The sequence below is a fragment of the Streptomyces sp. NRRL F-525 genome (genome assembly GCF_000716605.1).
GTDB lineage: Bacteria > Actinomycetota > Actinomycetes > Streptomycetales > Streptomycetaceae > Streptomyces.
Genome location: NZ_JNXE01000026.1, coordinates 52,275 through 69,585, shown reverse-complemented (window position 1 = coordinate 69,585; position 17,311 = coordinate 52,275). Strand labels below are relative to the sequence as shown.

Here is a 17,311-nt window from a genome sequence, read left to right as displayed (position 1 = left end):
GCGTCACCCCACCTTCTGGATCAGAGCGCGGCGGATGAGGAACTTGCCGGGCTCACGGACCTGTTCGAAGGCCGCGTTGTTCAGCAGGACACAGCTGCCGGAGACCGAAGTCACCTTCACCGTCGTGGACTTGTTGTTGTCCAGGTTGGTGACCTTCAGCGTCGTACCCGCCGGGAACTGGTTGCTGGACGCGGCCGGCGCACCGGCCTCGCCGGAGAGCGTGACGGTCGAGCCGTTGCAGACCTGGCTGCCGGCGGCAGCGGCACCGCCACCGGTGTTGCCCGCCGGGGGAGTCGCCGCCTTGGTCGGGGTGGAAGCCGCGGGCGCCGACTGCGCCGGCTGCGTGGCCTGGGAGTCCTGAGCCGACTCCCCAACCGCACAACCGGACGCCTTCTGCTGCACCTTGATCTGCGCGATGACCGCTTCGCGGTTGGCGATCCGCGCGCTCGACTGGGCGTCGGGCGCGGCGCGTTGACCGTCGATGAACTTCTGGTTGTTGCCGAGCGCGGTGGCGAGCCCCTGGCAGACCGTCGAGTTCGCGGCCGACAGCGTCTTGGCGTTCTGCGCGGTCGACTGCGACGCGTTCGACGTGGTGGCCAGAGCGAAGGCCCCGCCGCCCGCGACCGCCGCGGCGGTGACCAGCAGCGCCAGCTTCTTCTTCGTACTGGCAGTTCTCCTGCGCGACATGCGCGTCTCCTGTGGGGTAGGGGAGCGTACGTCGCTATGTACGGCGGGCCGAACGATGTAACTCAGCGGACACAGGAGTCACATAAGTGACGTGCGTCACAAGGGGGTTGGGGGCCGGCCGGGTCGATGCGGGTCAGCGGGACAGCGCGTCCCGTACGGCCTCGTCGCTGCGGGCGACCACCGCCGTGCCGTCCTCCGCGGTGATGATCGGCCGCTGGATCAGCTTCGGATGCGCGGCGAGCGCCGCCACCCACCGCTTCCGCGAACTCGCGTCGCGCGCCCACGACTTGAGCCCCAGCTCCTTCGCCGCGGCCTCCTGTGTCCGCGTGATGTCCCACGGTTCGAGCCCGAGCCGTTCCAGTACGTCCCTGATCTCACCCTCGCTCGGCACGTCCTCCAGATAGCGGCGGACGGTGTACTCCGCACCCTCGGCGTCGAGCAGACTCACGGCGCTACGGCACTTGGAACAGGCCGGGTTGATCCAGATCTCCATGGCGTTCACGTTATGCGAGAGGTGCCCGGTCCGGCCCGGTCAGCGGCTTGGTGGCGCGGACGAGGGCGGAGTGCATGCCGTCGGCGACGGGGTGGGTGGGCGTGATCGAGACGTCCGTGAAGCCGGCCGCTTCGAGTCCGTCCCGGTACTCGGTGAAGGACAGGGCCCCGGCGACGCAGCCGACGTAGTCACCGCGTTCGGCGCGCTGCCCGGCGGTGAGGCTGTCGTCGGCGACGACGTCCGAGACGCCCAGGCGGCCGCCGGGCCGCAGGACGCGGAAGGTCTCGGCGAAGACGGCCGGCTTGTCGACGGACAGGTTGATCACGCAGTTGGAGATCACGACGTCGACGGTGTGCGCGGGGAGGGGGATCGCCTCGATGGTGCCCTTGAGGAACTCGACGTTGCCCGCACCCGCCTTCTCGGCGTTGGCCAGGGCGAGTTGGAGCATCTCGTCGGTCATGTCGAGCCCGTACGCCCGGCCGGTGGGGCCGACGCGGCGGGCGGAGAGCAGGACGTCGATGCCGCCGCCGGAGCCGAGGTCGAGGACGCGGTCGCCCTCCCGGAGTTCGGCGACGGCGGTGGGGTTGCCGCAGCCGAGGGAGGCGGCCACGGCCTCGGCGGGCAGGGTGCCGCGTTCGTCGGGGGAGTAGAGGGCGGAACCGAAGATGTCGTCGTCGAGGGCGTCGTCGGTCCCGATCGACTGCGGCCCGCAACAGCGGACGGCTTCGCGCAGGTCGGTGGAGTGCTCGCTCATGTCTGCCTCCTGTATTGATGTTCTTCGATGCAGCATTGCGCCCTGAATCGAAGAATGTCAACATAGAAGAATGTCGAAACAAGAGCTTGAGGTGATCGGTCGGAGCGGGGACCCGGCTGACCCGGCCGGTTCCTGCTGCGGCGGACTGGCGTCCGCACCGCTGGCTGATGAGCGCGCGACGGAACTGGCCAAGGTTTTCAAGGCACTTGGGGATCCGGTCCGCCTCCGCCTGATGTCGATGATCGCCGCACGCGGCCAGGGCGGTGAGGTGTGCGTGTGCGAGCTGACACCCGCCTTCGACCTGTCCCAGCCGACGATCTCCCACCACCTCAAGCTGCTCCGCCAGGCAGGCCTGATCGACTGCGAGCGCCGCGGCACGTGGGTGTACTACTGGGCGCTGCCCGACACCCTGGACCGCCTCGCCGCCTTCCTGACCGTCCCGCGGACCGTCGCGGCGCCCGCGTGAGCGTCCCCCTCGGCCGCCGCGCCGCCGCCGAGGCGCTCGGGACCGGTCTGCTGGTCGCCGTCGTGGTCGGCTCCGGGATCCAGGCCACCGAGCTGACGCACGACATCGGCCTACGGCTGCTGGCCAACTGCCTCGCCACCGTCCTCGGCCTGGGCGCGCTGATCACCCTGCTCGGGCCGGTCTCCGGCGCGCACCTCAACCCGGCCGTCACCCTGGCGGCCTGGTGCGCGGGCCGCCGTACGGGCACCGGACCGTCGCTGCGGGACGTCGCCGTGTACGTGCCCGCGCAGGTGGCCGGGGCGGTCGGGGGCGCGGTCGTGGCCGACGCGATGTTCGCGGAGCCGTTGCTGAGGTTCTCGACCCACGACCGTTTCGCCGGACATCTGTGGCTGGGCGAGGTCGTCGCCACGGCCGGGCTGATCCTCCTGGTCATCGGACTGGAACGCACCGGCCGCACCCGTCTCGCCCCGGCGGCCGTCGCGTCCTACATCGGCGCGGCCTACTGGTTCACGTCCTCCACCTCGTTCGCGAACCCCGCGGTGACGGTGGGCCGCGCCTTCTCCGACACCTTCGCCGGGATCGCCCCCGCCTCCGTCCTCCCGTTCATCGCGGCCCAACTGGCGGGTGCGGCTGTCGGGTTGACCATCGCGACGATGCTCTACGGCCGGCCCGCACCGGTCGGTGACACGGCCGCGGTTCCGCAACTCGCCTCTTCCTGAACGCCCTTCGCCGACAAGGACTCCCTCCGTGTCATCTGCCGCCCCGCGCCCGTCCGTTCTGTTCGTCTGCGTCCACAACGCCGGCCGTTCCCAGATGGCCGCCGCCTTCCTCACGCACCTCGCGGGCAGCCGCGTCGAGGTCCGTTCCGCCGGATCGGCCCCCGCCGACCAGGTGAACCCTGCGGTCGTCCAGGCGATGGCCGAGGTGGGAATCGACATCACGGCCGAGACCCCGAAGATCCTCACCACCGAGGCCGTCCAGGCATCCGACGTGGTGATCACCATGGGATGCGGTGACACCTGCCCGGTCTTCCCCGGCAGGACCTATCTCGACTGGCGGCTCGACGACCCCGCGGGACAGGGCGTCGAGGCGGTCCGGCCGATCCGGGACGCGATCGAGGGGTACGTACGGGGGCTGATCGCGGACGTGCTGCCGGCTTGAGGGCTGGATCGCGGTATCGGGCGGCACCCGCTCTGTTCGAATTCGATACCGCCTCACGCACACCTCCCGGAGCTTGCGTGACGCCGTGCCAATATCCGTGCTCACCAGGGGATTTGGTGGACCTTGCGGACTCGCCGGTTGTCAGTGGCGGGCAGTAAACTGGGGGCAGTGTTCGAGGGTGTCGCCGGGCGGTCCGGACGGCGCCCTGACCGCGACAGGAGGATGTCCGTGCCCGCTGCCGCACTGAAGCCGAAGCCGTTGCCGACCCAGTCCACCGCGAAGCGTTCCGTCCAGCTCGACCTGCCGTACGTGCCCGTGGAGAAGCGCCCGCTGCCGCCCGGACGCCCGCGGGACTGGTACGTCACGCACAACCGCCGCCTCAAGGCGATGCGGCTGGCCATCGCCCTGCTCGACTCGGGCGTGTACGTCCCGAACCAGGCCCGCAACGAGACGATCCGCAGCACCGCCGAGCTGATCGGCGTCCATGCCCCGTCCGACACGACGTGTCACATGGTGCGGGCGCTGATGCGGTACTCGCGCTGAGGGGTGGCGCCGGGTGCCCTGTGTTTCGGGGTGCCCGGCGTTTCTGCCCGCGCCTCCAGGGGCTCCGCCCACGGACCCCCGTTCGGCCCTGAAGGGGCCTCGTCCTCAAACGCCGGACGGGCTGGGTTGTGCCGGCCTGAACTGAGAAGGTGCCGCTTCCCGCCAGAGCCACCCCGGGGACGGGACACCCCCTACGCCGACAACTCCCGCTCCACCGGCGTCCGAAACCTCGGCGTCAGCCGAGTCGTCCCCACCCACCCCCGCAACCGCTCCGCCGCCGCCCCGATCGCGGCCTCCCCCTCCCGGCCGACGCCCGCCCCGTCGAGGATCCGCCAGGCGATCTCCCCGTCCGGCCGCTGGGCCCAACCCCCCACCACCCGCCCGTCCCACCACACCGTCGGCCCCACGTTGCCGCTGCCGTCGAACAACGCGGGGCGCAGCTCCGGGGCCAGGTACCAGTCCCGCTGCTGCCACCCCATCGCCGTCGGATCGAGCCCGGGGAGCAGGGCAGCCCACGGCTCCGCGGGGCCGGCCAGCGGGGCCAGGTCGCCCGCGGCGACGTAGCCCGTCCCCTCGTCCAGGGTCACCGCCTCCGCGCCGATCGCAGCGAGCGCCCGGCGGACGTCCGTCACCCGCCACCCCGTCCACCACTTCAGGTCGGCCTCGGTGGCGGGGCCGCATGCCGTGAGCCAGCGGGCGAGGAGTTCGGCCTGGGCTTCCGCGATGTCCAGCTCCGGGTGTTCCGGCGCCACCGCCCAGCGGAACTGGCTCGACGTCCAACCGCCCAGTGGCCGCCCCCGAACCACCTTGCCCTCCACGCCCAGCACCCTCAGCAGCCGCGTCGAGACGGTGTGCACGCCCTCGTAGTTCTTCCCGGCCGCGTACACGAACTGTTCCCTCAACCTCGGTTCGTCCACGGCGAGTTCGGCCGCCGTCGCCTGCCCGCGGAGCGTCAGCGCGGACAGCAGTGAGCCCTCGACCTCCTTCAGCCAGGCCGCGTCCGGCGCCCCCGCCTTCGCCATGTCCTTGACCAGGGAGGCCCGTTCGCGGGCGGCGACGGCAAGTCCCGTCGAGGCGTGCACGATCGCGGTCAGGCCGGCGGGGAACACGAACACCGTGTGCCGCATGCCGTGCATACGGAGCAGGGTGCGGTCCTCGTACAGCGCGCGGGTGGTCTCCGGGACGGTGGCGGAGGGGTCGGCCAGGCGGGCGCCCACCGCCAGGTACACCGTCGCGGGGTCCGTGCCGTGCAGGGCGACGAGGGAGTCGGCGACGGCCTCGGGGGCGGTGGCGTGGGTGCCGGGGGCGAGGCGGTGGCGGAGGGCCAGGCGGGCCCGGCGTTCGGTGGTGGTGATGTGACGGGGGGTGCGACTCATCTCGACCTCGCCTCGAAGACGTCCACTTCCCGACCGACAGTAAACGTTCACCCGATCGACGTCCCCGAAATGCACCCCCACCCCGGCCCGGTTTCACTGCGTAGCAACAGGCGGTGCCCTCCCAGAAGGCGGCGGCATGCAAAGACACGGCACATGACCACCCCGGCCGACCGAGCGGACCGGGGCCGCGCCGCGCGCAAACGCGTTGCCCGCTCCGCCCACGCCGGCTGGATCCCCGCCGTGGACCGCCCGGACCCCGTCGCCGTACTCGAACGGCAGGGCAGGGACAGACTCCCGGAACTCCTCCCGATCCGGTACGGCCGCATGGCCGCCTCCCCGTTCGCGTTCCTGCGCGGCTCGGCCGCCGTGATGGCGACGGACCTGGCGTCCCAGCCGCACACCGGCCTCACCGTCCAGCTCTGCGGCGACGCGCACCTCCTCAACTTCGGCCTGTACGCCTCCCCGGAACGCACCCTGCTCTTCGACCTCAACGACTTCGACGAGACGTTCCCGGGCCCCTTCGAGTGGGACGTCAAGCGCCTCGCCGCGAGCGTGGCCGTCGCCGCCCGCGAGAACGGCCACAGCGACACGAAGGCCCACCGCGCCGCGCTGGAGGCGACAGCCGCGTACCGTACGGCTCTTCGCGGTCTGGCCCGCAAGGGCGAACTCGCCGTCTGGTACGAGCGGATCGACGCCGACAGCCTGCTGCCGCTGGTGCGTTCGGCCCGCCACCGGCGCCGGGTGGAGTCCAGCCTCACCCGGGCCCGCCGCCGCACCAGCCTGCACGCGGTGGGCAAGCTGACCGAGATTGTCGACGGCCGCCGCCGTATCGTCCACGACCCGCCCCTCCTCGAACCGGCCGGCGCCGCCGACACGGCCTCCCTGCGCAAGATCTTCAGCGACTACCGCTCCACGCTCTCCGAGGAACGCCGCCTCCTCCTCGACCGCTACCGCTTCGTCGACGCCGCCCGCAAGGTCGTCGGCGTCGGCAGCGTGGGCACCCGCTGCTTCATCGTGCTGCTCGCCGGCCGCGACCAGGACGACCCGCTGTTCCTCCAGATCAAGGAGGCGCGGAAGTCCGTACTGGAGGAGCACCTGCCGAGCGGCCCCTACGTCCATCCCGGCCACCGGGTCGTGGCGGGCCAGCGCCTCCTCCAGGCGGCGAGCGACATCTTCCTCGGCTGGATGACGGGCCCGCAGGGCCGCGCCTTCTACTGGCGCCAGCTCCGCGACATGAAGGGCTCCGCGGACGTCGTCGGCATGGGCCCGGCGGCCCTCACGGCGTACGCCCGCCTCTGCGGCAACGCCCTCGCCCGGGCCCACGCCCGCTCCGGCGACCGCGTCGCGATCGCCGCCTACCTGGGCGGCACGGACACCTTCGAACGCGCCGTGGCGGACTTCGCCCTCTCCTACGCAGCCCAGACGACCGCCGACCACGCGGCCCTCGGCGCGGCCGTAGCGGCAGGCGTGGTCACGGCGTCGCCGGGCATCTGACGGTCCCCGCACGAAAAAGAAGATGCACACCGAGTGACCGACTCCCTACGCTGGAGACGCATTGCGGAGCAGGTCACCACTGCTTCACGCAGGACCGGCGTCACCCTGCGGAGTCGGCGCTAGTCTCGTTCGCACCCAACCCACCGACGGTCGGCCGCCCACCCCAGCGCCCTGTCGGGACAGATTCCATACCGCTCGGACATCACACCCACGCCCACGGAGGCCCGTCATGGGCACCATCATCCTTTCCGGGACCGTCGTCCTGGTCGTCCTGGGATTCGGAAACCACGTCTGGTGGCTCGCCGCCGTCGCCGTGCTCTTCCTCTACGTCCGGTACGGCAGGGACTCGACGTCGTCCACCTCGTCGTCCTCGTCCACGTCGTCCTCGTCGGGCGGCGGTTCCTCCTCGGGAAGCACCCCGTCGAGCTACCGCGCGTACCGCGACCGCCGTGACAAGCAGGCCAAGTGGGAGCGCCGTTACCAGCGCGAGCGCCCCCTGGAGTCGCGCCGTCAGGCGCGGGAGAAGAGCAAGTAGGAGAGGAAGCGCAGGTAAGGGACCGGGGCGCCCGTCACAGCCCGGGGGCGCCCCACACCGGGAACCACCGGCTCAGGTCCTGCTCGATCCGCAGGTCGTTGCCGAGCATCGACTTGACCTGGAGTTCCAGCGCGCTGTCGCGCCGCTGACCGTCACCGGCCAGCGGCGCGAACGGGAAGAAGGTCCCGCGCTTGTACAGATAGACGAGCGCGAGCCGCCGGCCCCCATCATCCTCGAACCCGGCCAGCGAGCACAGGAGTTGGGGCCCGAAGCCGTTGACCTCCATCGCGCTGTTGACCGCGTGCAGATCGTTGACGAGCGCCGACAGCTGATCCGGCGAGCGCCGCGACACCAGCCACGAGTAGCCGTAGGCATCCTGGGTCAACTCCACCGGCGGCCCGGTGCGTTCGGCGTCCGCGTCCAGCAGCGCCTGGACCTCCCGGTGCGTCTGCTCGAACGCCCCGCCCTCCACCGTCGCGAAGCACACCGCACCCCGCCCGGTCGCCCGGAACCCGGCCGCCGCCTCCAGCGTCACCGCCGCCGAGGGCAGCGCGAACAGCTGGTCGAGATCGGGAGCGACCGGTTTCGTACGGCCGAGCAGGATGTCCAGCAACCCCATACTCAGTCCGCCTTCCCGATACCGGGCACCGCCGCCTCACCCAACTCGGCGGAGATCCGCCCCAGTTGGTCGAGCCGCTGCTCCAGGCTCGGGTGGGTCGAGAAGTACTTGGAGATACCGGGCTCGGTACCCGTCGCCGGGCTGAAGTAGAAGGCGTTGAAGGCCTGCGCGGTCCGCAGGTCCTTGGTCGGGATGCGGGCGATGTCCCCGTCGACCTTGGTGAGCGCGGACGCGAGCGCCGAGGGCTTGCCGGTGAGCAGGGCCGCCGCCCGGTCCGCCGCCAGCTCCCGGTACCGGGACAGCGCCCTGATCAGCAGGAAGCTGATCGCGTACACGGCCGCCGAGATCCCCATGATCCCCGCGAAGACGGCCAGCGTGTTCTGGTCCTTCCGCCCCCGGAAGATCTGCGAGTAGAAGGCGAACCGCACCATGAGCCCGGCGAGCACCCCGAGGAACGACGCCACCGTGATCACGGCCACGTCCTTGTGCGCGACGTGCGACAACTCGTGCGCGAGCACACCCTCCAGCTCGGCCGGCTCCAGCCGCCGTAGCAGACCGGTGGTCACGCAGACGACGGCGTGGTCGGCGTTCCGCCCGGTGGCGAAGGCGTTCGGCATGTCGATGTCGGAGACGGCGACCACGGGCTTGGGCATGTCAGCGACGGCACACAGCCTGTCGATCACACCGTGCAGCTCGGGATACTCCTCCCGCTCCACGATCCGCCCGTGCATCGCGTACAGCGCGATCCGGTCGGAGAACCAGTACTGCGCGACGAGCAGCCCGCCCGCCAGCACCACGACCAGCACCCAGGACTTCAGCAACACGATCAGCGCGGCCACGAACGCCACGTACAACAGCCCGAGCAGGAACAGCGTCAGACCCATACGTATGGTCAACCGCCGGTCGCTCCGGAAGCGGCTCTGCATCTGCCATCACCCCGCAGTCAGGCACTCGTCCCACCGCCCAGTGTGCACCCGGCCCTTCCCATGAAGTGGTCCCGATCGGCCCTAGGCGGAGCAAAAGGTCCCTGAGAATCCGATGAGCGAGCGAGGGCGCAGGTCAGCCGCTGAGCCCCGCCTCCCACAGCCGCCGCGTCAGCACGTACTCACTGAACAGATGCCGAGCCCGCCCGAGCAGCTCACCGACCTCGGCATCCCCCGGCGTCATCCCCGCCTCCGGATGCCACCGCTGTACCACCTGCGCACCCCAGGCCCGCAACCGCTCATCGGGATCGTCGAGCACGGTCACGGCGGCCCGCAGCCGCACGATCCCGCCCCGCGCGTCGAGCAGCCGGAACGCGCCGACGCGCATCGCCCGGGGCCCGTCCGCGAGCCGTTCCGTCAGCCACTCGTCCGGCACCAGCCCGGCCGACGGCAACAACGCGAGCGTCGCCTCCCGCACGACCCCGGGCGCCGGATCATCGAGCAACGGCAGCATCCGCGGTACGTCCACGACGTCCAGGGTCCGCAACCCACCCAGGGCCCGCGCCCGCACGGCGGCGGCCGGATGCGAGACGAGCGGCCACAACAGAGCGGCATCCCCTCGCTCCCCACACTCGGCAAGCCCGATCACCGCCCCGGGCACAGGCTCCGCCTCCCGACACCAAGCCCGGTACAACGCCAGCGGATCACCCCCACCCTGCCGCACGACATACCGGGCACAGGCCCGCACGACCCCCGACCGATCCGCGAGAAACCCCTCCGCCCGCTCCGGCAGCCCCGCCGCCCGCAGCGCGGTGACCCCGGTCGCCCGGGCGCGCGGATTCCGCGCCCCGAGCAGGGGTGCGAGCACACCGTCGTAGTCCCCCGTCTTCACTACGGCGGCCAGCGCGGCGTCCGCGCACAGGATCTGTACGACGGTGTCGGGGTCCCGGGCGGCGGCGCGGGCGAGTTCGGCGGGGGAGAGGAGCCCCTCCTCGACGGCGAGCCGATGGGCATGACGACGCACGGCACGGTCGGCGCAGGTGAGGAGCGGAGCGAACTGTTCGCGGGACGCTCGGCGCAGTACCTCGTCGAGCAGGTCGATGGCGAACGCACCCCGGCCCCGCCGCCCGAAGAGGAGGATGAGCGGCGCGAGCGCGACGGCGGTGTCCAGGTCGAGGGCCTCGGCCAGCAACTCCCGCGCCCGCTCCCGCACTTGCCCGACCCAGTCGCCGCACCGGACGACGAGCAACGGCAGCAGGCCCGGGTCCCCGGCGACCTGATCCAGCGCCGCCTCCCGAATCCTGCCGTCACGATGGCACAGCTCGATCGCGAGCCGAGACGCGACGAGGCCGGAGGGCGCATACGACTCACGACGCAGCGCCTCGTCCAGCCGGAGCCACGCGAGGGGCTCTCCGACGTCGATCTTCTCGTCCCTCTCCATTACGGCGCCCGGAAGTCGGCGTACCCCAGCAACACGATGACCGCGGCGACACTTCCCAGCACGATCACCGTAGATATCCAGGACGACCGCCGAGGCCCCACCCCCTCGGGCTCACCCCGGAACGGCGTCGGCTCCGGCGGATTCTCCCTCCACCGCGCGGCCAGCATCCGAGCCCGAGCGGACGGCTCCTTGTGCTCGGCCCCGTCGGCCCACTTGAGGTCGAACTCGCGGTCCTCGTCGTCGTGTTGCGCCATCCCCGTTACCCCTCCCACAAAACGCAGCCCGTGTACGACGGTGCCCCCGCCTCTCCGAAGAGAGACGGGGGCACCCGACGATCGGTTCGATCGGTTGGATCACACGTCGAAGTACAGCTCGAACTCGTGCGGGTGCGGACGCAGCTGCAGCGGGGCGATCTCGTTCGTGCGCTTGAAGTCGATCCACGTCTCGATCAGGTCGGACGTGAAGACGTCGCCCGCGAGGAGGAACTCGTGGTCGGCCTCGAGGCGGTCGAGGACGGCCGGGAGGGAGGTCGGGACCTGGGCGACGCCCGCGTGCTCCTCGGGGGCCAGCTCGTAGAGGTCCTTGTCGATCGGCTCGGCCGGCTCGATCTTGTTCTTGATGCCGTCCAGGCCCGCGAGGAGCAGGGCGGAGAAGGCGAGGTACGGGTTGCCGGAGGAGTCGGGCGCGCGGAACTCGACGCGCTTGGCCTTCGGGTTGGAGCCCGTGATCGGGATACGCATCGCGGCGGAGCGGTTGCGCTGCGAGTACACCAGGTTGACCGGCGCCTCGAAGCCCGGCACCAGGCGGTGGTACGAGTTCACCGTCGGGTTGGTGAACGCGAGCAGCGACGGGGCGTGCTTGAGGATGCCGCCGATGTAGTAGCGGGCCAGGTCCGACAGACCCGCGTAGCCGGCCTCGTCGTAGAAGAGCGGGGAGCCGCCCGCCCACAGCGAGGAGTGGACGTGCATGCCCGAGCCGTTGTCGCCGAAGATCGGCTTCGGCATGAAGGTCGCGGTCTTGCCGTTGCGCCAGGCCACGTTCTTCACGATGTACTTGAAGAGCTGGAGGTCGTCGGCCGCGGCGAGCAGCGTGTTGAACTTGTAGTTGATCTCGGCCTGGCCGGCGGTGCCCACCTCGTGGTGCTGGCGCTCGACCTGGAGGCCGGACGCGGCCAGCTCCAGGGAGATCTCCGCACGCAGGTCGGCGAAGTGGTCGACCGGCGGGGTCGGGAAGTAGCCGCCCTTGTAGCGGACCTTGTAACCGCGGTTGTCCTCGACCGCACCGGTGTTCCAGGCGCCGGCCTCGGAGTCGATGTGGTAGAAGCTCTCGTTCGCCTTGGTCTCGAAGCGCACGCTGTCGAAGACGTAGAACTCGGCCTCGGGACCGAAGTACGCGGTGTCGGCGATACCGGTGGAGGCGAGGTACGCCTCGGCCTTCTTCGCCACGTTGCGCGGGTCACGGGAGTACTGCTCGCCCGTGATCGGGTCGTGGATGAAGAAGTTGATGTTGACCGTCTTGTCGCGGCGGAAGGGGTCCACGCGCGCGGTCGACAGGTCGGCGCGGAGCGCCATGTCGGACTCGTGGATGGCCTGGAAGCCGCGGATCGAGGAGCCGTCGAAGGCGAGTTCCTCGTCCGGGTCGAAGGCCGTCGCCGGCAGCGTGAAGTGCTGCATCACACCCGGCAGATCGCAGAATCGGACGTCGACGAACTTGACGTCCTCGTCCGCGATGAACTTCTTGGCCTCGTCGGCGTTCTGGAACATCCAGCTCCTCCTACTCCCGACCGTCCGTGCCGGGGTGGTAGTTCGTTCGTGCGGCCAGTGCGGTGGCACACGCTGGACCCGACCTTAGGGACGGGGGATTTCTCCAGCGTGACCCATTTGTTTCGCCCAAGTTAACCGGTCTTGGGCCCGCCGGCCCCTCCTGTCCGCATGGCAGAACGCGGGCAGTACCGTGGACGGGTGGACAACAGGGATGCAATCGGCTCATGGCTCTCCGGGCCCCGCGAGGCCGCGGAGCGAGCAGGTGTCGACTTCGGCTACCGCGGTGAGCAGCTCGGCCTGCCCGAGGACGGCCCCGGCTCGATCGCCCGCCCGGGCCGCCGACTCGGCGCCCTCGCCGTCGACTGGGCCCTGTGCCTGTTGATCGCATACGGCCTGCTCACCCACGGCTACAAGCCGGGCGCGACCGGCAACTGGGCCCTCCTCGTCTTCTTCGTCCTCAGCGCCCTCACCGTCGGCACGATCGGCTTCACGCCGGGCAAGCGCCTCTTCGGTCTCCGCGTGTACGCCCTCGACACCGGCCGCCCCAACCCCCTCCGCACCCTGCTCCGCACGGCCCTCCTGTGCATCGCGATCCCGGCCCTGATCTGGGACCGGGACGGGCGGGGGCTGCATGACCGGTTCGCGCGCACGGTGGAGGTGCGGATCTAGCGGCAGTCGTACGACGAAGGGGGTGCCCGGGATGATCTCCGGCCGCCCCCTTCGTCGTGCCCGGTGCCTCTTTTCCGTGCCGGTCGGGTGGTCTCGGGCCGGGGTGCGGTCGAGGGCGGGTCCGGGCGGGGACACTCCCTGTTCCCGACGGAGGTGGTGGCCAGGATGCCGCAAGGCGACAAGTCGACGATCGTGACCCGGGCGCCGATGCTCGCCGAGGTCGCGGCGCGGTACGCGGAGGACGCGGAGACCGCGCGGCGGCTCTCACCGCAGGTGATCGAGGGGGTACGGGACGCCGGGTTCGCGCGGCACTTCGTACCGGTGGCGCATGGCGGAGAGGCCGGTGGTTTCGCCGAACTGACCTCCGCCGTAGGCCTGGTGGGGGAGGGCTGCACATCGGCGGCGTGGGCGGCCTCGCTGGCCGCGTACGCCGGGCGGTACGCGGCGTTCTTCCCCGCGGAGGGCCAGGCGGAGATCTGGTCGGACGGCCCGGACGCCCTGCTGGCCGGCGCGCTCATGCCGTCCGGCAAGGCGGAACCCGTGGCCGGTGGCTGGCGGCTGAGCGGTGAGTGGAAGTACATCAGCGGGGTCCACTTCGCCGACTGGGCCCTGGCGTGCGCCGCGGTACCCGCGGATCGGCCGGAGGACCCCGACGTACGCCCCGAGGTGCGTTTCTTCGCCGTGCCGCGGGCGGACTTCTCGATCGAGGACAGCTGGTTCACCGTAGGCATGCGCGGAACCGGCAGCGACACCCTGGTCCTCTCCGACGTCTTCGTGCCCGAACACCGCACCCTGGCCCGCTCGTTGGTGCACGCGGGCCAGGCCCCCGCCTCGGACGCCCGCTGCCACATCGTCCCGATGCACGCCGTGAACGCGCTGCCGTTCGCCGCCCCGCTGATCGGCGCGGCCCGGGGCGCGCTGCGGGCCTGGATCGCCCGGACCGGTTCCCGCGTCGACCGCCGCGGCCAGGCCGTGGGCGAGAAGCCCTCGACCCAGGTCGCACTGGCCCGCTCGGCCGCCGAGGTGGACGCCGCCGAACTCCTGATCCTGCGTACGGCGGCGATCGCCGACGGCACACAGGACTGCCCACCGGGCGGCGAGGCCGCGGTCCGGGGCGCCCGGGACCTGGCACTGGCGGTGGAACTCCTGGTCTCGGCGGTGGACCGCGTCTTCCGCACCAGCGGCACCTCCGGGCAGTCGTCGTCCGACCCGGTCCAACGCTTCTGGCGCGATGTGAACAGCGCGGCCTCGCATGTCGCGCTCTCCTTCGAGACGACGGGCGCGGCTTACGGGGCGTGGGCGTTGTCGGGGGAGGAACGGGGGGCGGGCGCGGTGCGCTGACGGGGTCGGGGCGGCTCTGGCCCCGCCACGGTGCCGGCCCCGGCGGGGCTGCGATCCGGCCCGCCCCCACCCCCGCCCCGGTTGCCGGTCCAACGCGCTGCCCGCATAGTCGATCTGGACCCGGGCGGCGGTTCCGATCACTGTCGGTGAGCCGCGTCCGAGGCCGGCCCGAGGCCGCTGAAACCGCGGTGGCCTCCGCCGCGAGGCCCGACAGGTGGTGCACCGTCATGCCGGAGCGTCAGGAAGTGGAAGTACTGGAGAAGGCGCGCGCGGCTGTGGCGCCCGAGGAGTTCCGGGCCGCGATGGCCCGCTTCCCCTCCGGTGTCGTGGTCGTCACCACGTGCTGCGAGGACGGAACCCCGCGCGGCTTCACCGCCAGTTCCTTCTGTTCGGTCTCGCTGGAGCCGCCCATGGTCCTGGTCTGTCTGGCGAACTCCGCCGACTCGGCGCCGTCGTTCGGCCACTGCGACCGCTTCGCCGTGAGCGTGCTCGCCCCGGACCACCGTCCGCTCGCCGTGCGCTTCGCCACCAAGGGCACCGACAAGTTCGCCTCCGGCGGCCTGCGCACCAGCCCCGACGGTCTGCCCACGGTCGACCGCGCGCTGTCCGAACTGGACTGCACCGCCCACGCACGTCACCCGGCCGGGGACCATACGGTCCTGATCGGCCGGGTGACGGGCGTGCGGCTGGGGGAGGGGTCCCCGATGGTGTATTACGACCGGGGGTTCAGGACGCTGGCCTGACGGGGCCACCTACGACGATGGGGGCGTCCGGATCAGATCCGGACGCCCCCATCGTCGTAGAAAAACCGTCTATGTGCGGGTCAGCGGGCCTTGCCGCCGCCCTTGGGGAGCTTCATGCCCTTCGGCATCGGGCCCTTGGGCAGCGGCATGTTGCTCATCAGGTCGCCCATCGCGCGGAGGCGGTCGTTGGTCGCCGTCACCTGCGGGCCCGTCAGGACGCGCGGGAGCTTGAGCATCGTCGTGCGGACCTTCTTCAGGGGGATCTGGCCCTCGCCCGTGCCGACCATCACGTCGTGCACCGGGACGTCCGCGACGATGCGGTTCATCTTCTTCTTCTCGGCGGCCAGGAGGGACTTCACCCGGTTCGGGTTGCCCTCGGCCACCAGGACGATGCCGGCCTTGCCGACCGCGCGGTGGACCACGTCCTGGCTGCGGTTCATCGCCACCGCCGGAGTCGTCGTCCAGCCTCGGCCGATGTTGTCCAGTACCGCCGCGGCCGCGCCCGGCTGGCCCTCCATCTGCCCGAAGGCCGCCCGCTCGGCCCGGCGTCCGAAGACGATCGCCGACGCGAGGAAGGCGAGCAGGAGGCCGAGAATGCCGAGATAGATGGGGTGCCCGAGCAAGAAGCCGATCGCGAGGAAGACACCGAAGGTGACGATTCCGACAGCCGCGAGTACAAGGCCGATCGTCTTGTCGGCCTTGCGGGTCATCTTGTAGGTCAGAGCGATCTGCTTGAGTCGCCCGGGGTTCGCAGCGTTTTCCGCTGTCGTGTCCTTCCTCGCCATGCGAGGAAGTCTACGTGCCCGCGGGAGCGCCGACGACGGCGGTGCCCGAAGGGCGGTGAATCAGGAGTGGTCAGGAGTGGGAGGTGAGGGCCTGCTCGATGACGAGCTGTGCCTCGACCCGGTCCTTGGCGCGGCGGCGGTCCTCCAGGACGGAGGTCCACGCGTTGCGCCGGGCGGTGCGCTGGCCGCTGCTCAGCAGCAGCGACTCGACCGCGCGCAGCGCGTCGGTGACGGACGGGATGGCGGTGGCACGGACGGGCGCGGCCTGCATCGTGGAGGTCCCCCCTCGGAACGGCTCTGGGTATGGGTCTACGTGCTGTAAACCCAGTGTCACTGTTCGGTGTTACCAGGGCGTGACCGACCGGTCAAACGCCAATGAAGCCTTGATGCGTGGGGCCCAAACGCTGACGCGGCCCTGATGGACGCCCTCAACTGGGAGGACGGTCAGGGCCGCGTCGACAATGACTGTTACCGGCGAGTAGTCGCTTGTGCGCGAATTCACACAACCCGGGGCGGGCTGAGGTGAGTTGAGGTCACACCGCCTGCGAGGCCACGTACGCGCCTCGCTTCTCGATCGCCATCTGGTACAGGCGCCCGGCGCGGTACGACGAGCGCACCAGCGGGCCGGACATGACACCGGAGAAGCCGATCTGGTCGGCCTCCTCCTTCAGCTCCACGAACTCGTGCGGCTTCACCCAGCGCTCCACGGGGTGGTGCCGCACCGACGGCCGCAGGTACTGCGTGATGGTCACCAACTCGCAGCCCGCCTCGTGCAGTTGGCGCAGCGCCTCGCTGACCTCCTCGCGGGTCTCGCCCATGCCGAGGATCAGGTTCGACTTGGTGACCAGACCGTAGTCGCGGGCCTCGGTGATGACCTTGAGCGAGCGGTCGTAGCGGAAGCCGGGGCGGATGCGCTTGAAGATGCGGGGGACCGTCTCGACGTTGTGCGCGAAGACCTCGGGGCGCGAGGAGAAGACTTCGGCGAGCTGCTCGGGGACCGCGTTGAAGTCGGGGGCCAGGAGCTCGACCTTGGTGCGGCCGGCCTCGCGGGACTCCGTCTGCTGGTGGATCTGGCGGACCGTCTCCGCGTACAGCCAGGCGCCGCCGTCCTCCAGGTCGTCGCGGGCGACGCCGGTGATCGTGGCGTAGTTCAGGTCCATCGTGACGACGGACTCGCCGACCCGGCGCGGTTCGTCGCGGTCCAGGGCCTCGGGCTTGCCGGTGTCGATCTGGCAGAAGTCGCAGCGCCGGGTGCACTGGTCGCCGCCGATAAGGAAGGTCGCCTCGCGGTCCTCCCAGCACTCGTAGATGTTCGGGCAGCCGGCTTCCTGGCAGACCGTGTGCAGACCCTCGCTCTTCACGAGCGCCTGCATCTTCGTGTACTCGGGACCCATTTTCGCCCGGGTCTTGATCCACTCGGGCTTGCGCTCGATGGGGGTCTGGGCGTTCCGGACCTCCAGGCGCAGCATCTTGCGTCCGTCTGGGGTGACTGCGGACACATCGGCTCCCTGTAGCTTC

At 70.9% G+C, this 17,311-nt stretch carries 21 protein-coding genes; 9 read left to right on the top strand and 12 right to left on the bottom strand.

From position 1 onward, the window contains the following. Window positions 1-3: 3 nt before the first annotated feature. From OO69_RS31260 to arsM, 3 genes are all read right to left on the bottom strand, one after another. Window positions 4-687 (bottom strand): hypothetical protein, encoded by a 684-nt coding sequence (locus tag OO69_RS31260; RefSeq protein ID WP_033284205.1) that lies wholly within the window; start codon window positions 685-687, stop codon window positions 4-6. Between the two features lie 133 nt (window positions 688-820). Further along, window positions 821-1,180, bottom strand: coding sequence for an arsenate reductase family protein (locus OO69_RS31255; RefSeq protein WP_033284204.1), 360 nt, complete (start codon window positions 1,178-1,180; stop codon window positions 821-823). Between the two features lie 10 nt (window positions 1,181-1,190). Beyond that, the gene (gene arsM / locus OO69_RS31250; RefSeq protein ID WP_051801303.1) at window positions 1,191-1,934 is read right to left on the bottom strand and encodes an arsenite methyltransferase; all 744 of its coding nucleotides are present in this window, start codon (window positions 1,932-1,934) and stop codon (window positions 1,191-1,193) included. A 70-nt stretch (window positions 1,935-2,004) separates the two neighbouring features. Here arsM and OO69_RS31245 point away from each other — a divergent pair, with 70 nt between their 5' ends. The 4 genes from OO69_RS31245 (at window position 2,005) to OO69_RS31230 (ending at window position 4,104) form a co-directional block, all read left to right on the top strand. Next, window positions 2,005-2,400: an ArsR/SmtB family transcription factor gene (locus tag OO69_RS31245; protein ID WP_033284203.1), complete on the top strand. Its 396-nt coding sequence runs from the start codon at window positions 2,005-2,007 to the stop codon at window positions 2,398-2,400. Continuing rightward, the gene (locus OO69_RS31240; RefSeq protein ID WP_033284202.1) at window positions 2,397-3,119 is read left to right on the top strand and encodes an aquaporin; all 723 of its coding nucleotides are present in this window, start codon (window positions 2,397-2,399) and stop codon (window positions 3,117-3,119) included. The genes OO69_RS31245 and OO69_RS31240 overlap by 4 nt, the downstream gene beginning before the upstream one ends. Before the next feature lie 28 nt (window positions 3,120-3,147). Then, on the top strand, window positions 3,148-3,561 hold the full coding sequence (locus tag OO69_RS31235) for an arsenate reductase ArsC (RefSeq protein ID WP_033284201.1): 414 nt from the start codon (window positions 3,148-3,150) through the stop codon (window positions 3,559-3,561). A gap of 228 nt (window positions 3,562-3,789) precedes the next feature. Continuing rightward, a complete protein-coding gene (locus OO69_RS31230) occupies window positions 3,790-4,104 on the top strand; it encodes a hypothetical protein (RefSeq protein ID WP_033284269.1) in 315 nt (104 codons plus the stop codon). Window positions 4,105-4,295: 191 nt separating this feature from the next. Here the strand turns inward: OO69_RS31230 and OO69_RS31225 are convergent, their stop codons facing one another. Then, window positions 4,296-5,480 carry a winged helix DNA-binding domain-containing protein gene (locus OO69_RS31225; RefSeq protein ID WP_033284200.1) on the bottom strand — a complete coding sequence of 395 codons (1,185 nt, stop codon included), beginning with the start codon at window positions 5,478-5,480 and terminating at the stop codon, window positions 4,296-4,298. A gap of 153 nt (window positions 5,481-5,633) precedes the next feature. Between OO69_RS31225 and OO69_RS31220 the strand changes: the two genes are divergently transcribed. Then, complete coding sequence (locus OO69_RS31220; protein WP_033284199.1) at window positions 5,634-6,974, top strand: DUF2252 domain-containing protein; 1,341 nt, start codon at window positions 5,634-5,636, stop codon at window positions 6,972-6,974. A gap of 229 nt (window positions 6,975-7,203) precedes the next feature. After that, the gene (locus OO69_RS31215; protein WP_033284198.1) at window positions 7,204-7,509 is read left to right on the top strand and encodes a hypothetical protein; all 306 of its coding nucleotides are present in this window, start codon (window positions 7,204-7,206) and stop codon (window positions 7,507-7,509) included. Window positions 7,510-7,543: 34 nt separating this feature from the next. Here the strand turns inward: OO69_RS31215 and pspAB are convergent, their stop codons facing one another. The 5 genes from pspAB to glnA all read right to left on the bottom strand — a co-directional run bounded on the left by pspAB (window position 7,544) and on the right by glnA (window position 12,255). Beyond that, complete coding sequence (gene pspAB, locus OO69_RS31210; RefSeq protein ID WP_033284197.1) at window positions 7,544-8,128, bottom strand: PspA-associated protein PspAB; 585 nt, start codon at window positions 8,126-8,128, stop codon at window positions 7,544-7,546. A gap of 2 nt (window positions 8,129-8,130) precedes the next feature. Then, window positions 8,131-9,054: a zinc metalloprotease HtpX gene (gene htpX, locus OO69_RS31205; RefSeq protein ID WP_033284196.1), complete on the bottom strand. Its 924-nt coding sequence runs from the start codon at window positions 9,052-9,054 to the stop codon at window positions 8,131-8,133. A 133-nt stretch (window positions 9,055-9,187) separates the two neighbouring features. Continuing rightward, window positions 9,188-10,492 carry a hypothetical protein gene (locus tag OO69_RS31200; RefSeq protein ID WP_033284195.1) on the bottom strand — a complete coding sequence of 435 codons (1,305 nt, stop codon included), beginning with the start codon at window positions 10,490-10,492 and terminating at the stop codon, window positions 9,188-9,190. Further along, a complete protein-coding gene (locus OO69_RS31195) occupies window positions 10,492-10,746 on the bottom strand; it encodes a membrane protein (protein WP_033284194.1) in 255 nt (84 codons plus the stop codon). Before OO69_RS31195 ends, OO69_RS31200 begins: the two co-directional genes overlap by 1 nt. Window positions 10,747-10,845: 99 nt before the next feature. Then, window positions 10,846-12,255 (bottom strand): type I glutamate--ammonia ligase, encoded by a 1,410-nt coding sequence (gene glnA, locus OO69_RS31190; protein WP_033284193.1) that lies wholly within the window; start codon window positions 12,253-12,255, stop codon window positions 10,846-10,848. A gap of 198 nt (window positions 12,256-12,453) precedes the next feature. Between glnA and OO69_RS31185 the strand changes: the two genes are divergently transcribed. The 3 genes from OO69_RS31185 (at window position 12,454) to OO69_RS31175 (ending at window position 15,008) form a co-directional block, all read left to right on the top strand. Next, window positions 12,454-12,924, top strand: a complete 471-nt coding sequence (locus OO69_RS31185; protein WP_019064483.1) for an RDD family protein — start codon at window positions 12,454-12,456, stop codon at window positions 12,922-12,924. Between the two features lie 165 nt (window positions 12,925-13,089). Next, window positions 13,090-14,265: an acyl-CoA dehydrogenase family protein gene (locus OO69_RS31180; RefSeq protein WP_033284192.1), complete on the top strand. Its 1,176-nt coding sequence runs from the start codon at window positions 13,090-13,092 to the stop codon at window positions 14,263-14,265. Window positions 14,266-14,492: 227 nt separating this feature from the next. Continuing rightward, window positions 14,493-15,008, top strand: coding sequence for a flavin reductase family protein (locus OO69_RS31175; protein WP_051801302.1), 516 nt, complete (start codon window positions 14,493-14,495; stop codon window positions 15,006-15,008). Between the two features lie 80 nt (window positions 15,009-15,088). Here the strand turns inward: OO69_RS31175 and OO69_RS31170 are convergent, their stop codons facing one another. The 3 genes from OO69_RS31170 to lipA form a co-directional block, all read right to left on the bottom strand. After that, the gene (locus OO69_RS31170) at window positions 15,089-15,793 is read right to left on the bottom strand and encodes a DUF4191 domain-containing protein (protein WP_033284191.1); all 705 of its coding nucleotides are present in this window, start codon (window positions 15,791-15,793) and stop codon (window positions 15,089-15,091) included. A 70-nt stretch (window positions 15,794-15,863) separates the two neighbouring features. After that, complete coding sequence (locus OO69_RS31165) at window positions 15,864-16,064, bottom strand: hypothetical protein (protein ID WP_019064487.1); 201 nt, start codon at window positions 16,062-16,064, stop codon at window positions 15,864-15,866. A 262-nt stretch (window positions 16,065-16,326) separates the two neighbouring features. Beyond that, a complete protein-coding gene (lipA, locus tag OO69_RS31160; protein WP_020684297.1) occupies window positions 16,327-17,292 on the bottom strand; it encodes a lipoyl synthase in 966 nt (321 codons plus the stop codon). Window positions 17,293-17,311 lie beyond the last annotated feature (19 nt).